Annotated in this window: 4 protein-coding genes and 4 tRNA genes; 7 read left to right on the top strand and 1 reads right to left on the bottom strand. The window is 47.3% G+C overall.

The genetic code is table 11. The annotated features are described in order from the left end of the window. The first annotated feature begins 172 nt into the window (after positions 1–172). Together murB and birA are read left to right on the top strand one after the other, a co-directional pair. Positions 173–1201 (top strand): UDP-N-acetylmuramate dehydrogenase, encoded by a 1029-nt coding sequence (murB, locus tag FQ015_RS16270; RefSeq protein ID WP_160524267.1) that lies wholly within the window; start codon positions 173–175, stop codon positions 1199–1201. Further along, positions 1198–2163, top strand: a complete 966-nt coding sequence (gene birA, locus FQ015_RS16265; protein WP_000654643.1) for a bifunctional biotin--[acetyl-CoA-carboxylase] ligase/biotin operon repressor BirA — start codon at positions 1198–1200, stop codon at positions 2161–2163. The genes murB and birA overlap by 4 nt, the downstream gene beginning before the upstream one ends. A 28-nt stretch (positions 2164–2191) precedes the next feature. Here birA and coaA read toward each other — a convergent pair whose 3' ends face one another. Then, positions 2192–3142, bottom strand: coding sequence for a type I pantothenate kinase (gene coaA, locus FQ015_RS16260; RefSeq protein ID WP_000023085.1), 951 nt, complete (start codon positions 3140–3142; stop codon positions 2192–2194). A gap of 361 nt (positions 3143–3503) precedes the next feature. Here coaA and FQ015_RS16255 point away from each other — a divergent pair. The 5 genes from FQ015_RS16255 to FQ015_RS16235 form a co-directional block, all read left to right on the top strand. Next, positions 3504–3579, top strand: a tRNA-Thr gene (locus FQ015_RS16255). An 8-nt stretch (positions 3580–3587) separates the two neighbouring features. After that, a tRNA-Tyr gene (locus FQ015_RS16250) sits at positions 3588–3672 on the top strand. 116 nt (positions 3673–3788) lie between these two features. Further along, a tRNA-Gly gene (locus FQ015_RS16245) sits at positions 3789–3863 on the top strand. A gap of 6 nt (positions 3864–3869) precedes the next feature. Then, positions 3870–3945 (top strand) — tRNA-Thr (locus FQ015_RS16240). Between the two features lie 114 nt (positions 3946–4059). Next, the coding region (locus FQ015_RS16235) for a GTP-binding protein (protein WP_000031667.1) at positions 4060–4295 on the top strand (236 nt) is incomplete at its 3' end.

Raw genomic sequence — 4295 nt, 5'->3', positions numbered from 1 at the left:
GGGGTCTCCCCATGCGAGAGTAGGGAACTGCCAGGCATCAAATTAAGCAGAAGGCCCAGTCGGAAGACTGGGCCTTTCTGCGTTTCTACAAACTTTCCCTGTCGTCATAACTACAAGCCATCCCCCCACAGATACGGTAAACTAGCCTCGTTTTTGCATCAGGAAAGCAGCTATGAACCACTCCTTAAAACCCTGGAACACATTTGGCATTGATCATAATGCTCAGCACATTGTATGTGCCGAAGACGAACAACAACTACTCAATGCCTGGCAGCATGCAACCGCAGAAGGGCAACCCGTTCTTATTCTGGGTGAAGGAAGTAATGTACTTTTTCTGGAAGACTATCGCGGCACGGTGATCATCAACCGGATCAAAGGTATCGAAATTCATGATGAACCTGATGCGTGGTATTTACATGTAGGAGCCGGAGAAAACTGGCATCGCCTGGTAAAATACACTTTGCAGGAAGGTATGCCAGGTCTGGAAAATCTGGCGTTAATTCCTGGTTGTGTCGGCTCATCACCTATCCAGAATATTGGTGCTTATGGCGTAGAATTACAGCGAGTTTGCGCTTATGTTGACTGTGTTGAACTGGCGACAGGCAAGCAAGTGCGCTTAACTGCCAAAGAGTGCCGTTTTGGCTATCGCGACAGTATTTTTAAACATGAATACCAGGACCGCTTCGCCATTGTAGCCGTAGGTCTGCGCCTGCCAAAAGAGTGGCAACCTGTACTAACGTATGGTGACTTAACTCGTCTGGATCCTACAACCGTAACGCCACAGCAAGTATTTGATGCGGTGTGTCATATGCGCACCACCAAACTCCCTGATCCAAAAGTGAATGGCAATGCCGGTAGTTTCTTCAAAAACCCTGTTGTATCTGCCGAAGCGGCTAACGCGTTGTTGGCACAATTTCCAACAGCACCACATTATCCCCAGACAGACGGTTCAGTAAAATTGGCAGCAGGTTGGCTTATCGATCAGTGCCAGCTTAAAGGGACGCAAATTGGTGGTGCTGCGGTACACCGTCAACAGGCGCTGGTTCTCATAAATGAGCACAACGCAAAAAGCGAAGATATTGTGCAGTTGGCACATCATGTAAGACAGAAAGTGGGTGAAAAATTTAATGTCTGGCTTGAGCCAGAAGTTCGCTTTATTGGTGCATCAGGTGAAGTTAGCGCAGTGGAGACGATTTCATGAAGGATAATACCGTTCCGCTAAAATTAATCACGCTATTAGCGAATGGCGAATTTCACTCTGGTGAGCAGCTGGGTGAAACGTTAGGAATGAGCCGGGCGGCCATTAATAAACATATTCAAACACTGCGTGACTGGGGCGTTGATGTCTTTACCGTTCCGGGTAAAGGATACAGCCTGCCTGAGCCCATCCAGTTACTTAATGCTGAACAGATATTGAGTCAGCTGGATAGCGGTAGTGTAGCCGTGCTGCCAGTTATTGACTCCACGAATCAGTATCTTCTTGATCGTATCGGAGAGCTTAAATCGGGTGATGCCTGCGTTGCTGAATACCAGCAGGCAGGACGTGGTCGCCGAGGGCGGAAATGGTTTTCACCTTTTGGCGCAAACTTATATTTGTCGATGTTCTGGCGTCTGGAACAAGGCCCGGCTGCGGCGATTGGTTTAAGTCTGGTTATCGGTATCGTGATGGCGGAAGTATTACGCAAGTTGGGCGCTGATAAAGTTCGTGTTAAATGGCCGAATGACCTCTATCTGCAGGATCGCAAGCTGGCAGGTATTCTTGTGGAGCTGACTGGCAAAACCGGCGATGCGGCGCAAATAGTCATTGGTGCCGGGATCAACATGGCAATGCGTCGTGTTGAAGAGAATATCGTTAATCAGGGGTGGATCACGCTGCAGGAAGCTGGGATCAATCTCGATCGTAATGCGTTGGCGGCCATGCTAATACGTGAATTACGTGCGGCGCTGGAACTCTTCGAGCAAGAAGGATTGGCACCTTATCTGTCGCGCTGGGAAAAACTGGATAATTTTATTAATCGCCCGGTGAAACTTATCATTGGTGATAAAGAAATATTTGGCATTTCACGCGGAATAGACAAACAAGGCGCTTTATTGCTTGAGCAGGATGGAATAATAAAACCCTGGATGGGCGGTGAAATATCCCTGCGTAGTGCAGAAAAATAAGAAAGGGGAGCATTAGCTCCCCTTTAAATTATTTGCGTAGTCTGACCTCTTCTACCGCGTGATTAGCACTCTTTGTCAGGATTAAACTGGCGCGCTCACGAGTAGGTAGAATATTTTGCTTTAAGTTCAGCCAGTTGATCTCTTTCCACAATGTCATGGCAGTGTTAATCGCTTCTTCTTTAGTTAATTTCGCGTAGTTATGAAAATAGGAATCCGGGTCTGTAAAAGCCCCTTCGCGGAATTTCAGGAAACGGTTGATATACCACGTCTGAAGTAAGTCTTCCGGTGCATCAACATATATCGAAAAATCGACAAAATCAGAAACAAAAACATGATGTGGATCGTGTGGATAATCCATCCCGCTCTGTAAGACATTTAACCCTTCAAGAATTAAAATATCAGGCTGAACAACAGTTTTATCTCCATCCGGGATCACATCATAAATAAGATGCGAGTAAACAGGTGCCGTAACGTTTGGCACGCCGGATTTGAGATCGGAAACAAACTTCACCAGGCGATGCATATCATACGATTCCGGGAAGCCTTTCTTCTTCATCAGACCACGTTCTTTCAGCACCTGATTAGGGTGAAGGAAGCCATCTGTAGTGATCAGCTCAACACGACGATGCTCCGGCCAACGGCTTAATAGTGCCTGCAATACACGGGCGGTTGTACTTTTCCCCACCGCGACGCTACCTGCGATACTGATAATGTAAGGAATGCGTTGCCCGTTGGTACCAAGAAACTGTTCCAGAACTGCCTGACGGCGCAGATTCGAGCTTATATAGAAGTTCAGCAAACGTGACAGAGGTAAATAGATCTCGGCAACTTCTTCTAACGAGAGATCTTCATTAATACCTTTGAGACGGGCGATCTCATCTTCCGATAACGTCATAGGTACGGAATCACGCAGAGCTGCCCACTGGTTGCGGTCAAACTGTAGGTAAGGCGTCATTAACGTTTGCTCTTTTATACTCATAAGCATGTTTCTGGCGGTCATAGCTCTATCGGCAAAACGATATTTGCCATGGCGCGTCACAGTTCTGTTGAATGGGTTAATGGGCAGGAGGGTAACACCAGATGGGGAGGAATAATAAGAAAAAATCTCTCCCAGGAAGCTATCGTTGAAAAGCAATGTGACAGATATTCCATCTGATAAAAAGAATTGCGCTTTAGAAGGAGCGCATTGTTGAGAACAATGATGTTGAAAAAGTGTGCTAATTTGCCCTCTGTTCGACTGTTTCTTCATCGTGTCGCATAAAATGTGACCAATAAAACAAATTATGCAATTTTTTAGTTGCATGAACTCGCATGTCTCCATAGAATGCGCGCTACTTGATGCCGACTTAGCTCAGTAGGTAGAGCAACTGACTTGTAATCAGTAGGTCACCAGTTCGATTCCGGTAGTCGGCACCATCAAGTCCGGTGGGGTTCCCGAGCGGCCAAAGGGAGCAGACTGTAAATCTGCCGTCACAGACTTCGAAGGTTCGAATCCTTCCCCCACCACCAATTTCGGCCACGCGATGGCGTAGCCCGAGACGATAAGTTCGCTTACCGGCTCGAATAAAGAGAGCTTCTCTCGATATTCAGTGCAGAATGAAAATCAGGTAGCCGAGTTCCAGGATGCGGGCATCGTATAATGGCTATTACCTCAGCCTTCCAAGCTGATGATGCGGGTTCGATTCCCGCTGCCCGCTCCAAGATGTGCTGATATAGCTCAGTTGGTAGAGCGCACCCTTGGTAAGGGTGAGGTCGGCAGTTCGAATCTGCCTATCAGCACCACTTCTTTTCTCCTCCCTGTTTTTTCCTTCTGTTTATTGCATTCAACAAGTCGGGCATGTTGCCTGGTTGATGTGGTGATATCACCGATTTATCCGTGTCTTAGAGGGACAATCGATGTCTAAAGAAAAGTTTGAACGTACAAAACCGCACGTTAACGTCGGTACTATCGGCCACGTTGACCATGGTAAAACAACGCTGACCGCTGCAATCACTACCGTACTGGCTAAAACCTACGGCGGTGCTGCTCGCGCATTCGACCAGATCGATAACGCGCCGGAAGAAAAAGCTCGTGGTATCACCATCAACACTTCTCACGTTGAATATGACACCCCGACCCGTCACTACGCGCA

The organism is Escherichia sp. HH26CH, assembly GCF_009820205.1.
In the GTDB taxonomy this organism is placed as follows: domain Bacteria; phylum Pseudomonadota; class Gammaproteobacteria; order Enterobacterales; family Enterobacteriaceae; genus Escherichia; species Escherichia coli_F.
This window is presented reverse-complemented; position numbering and strand designations above follow the sequence as displayed.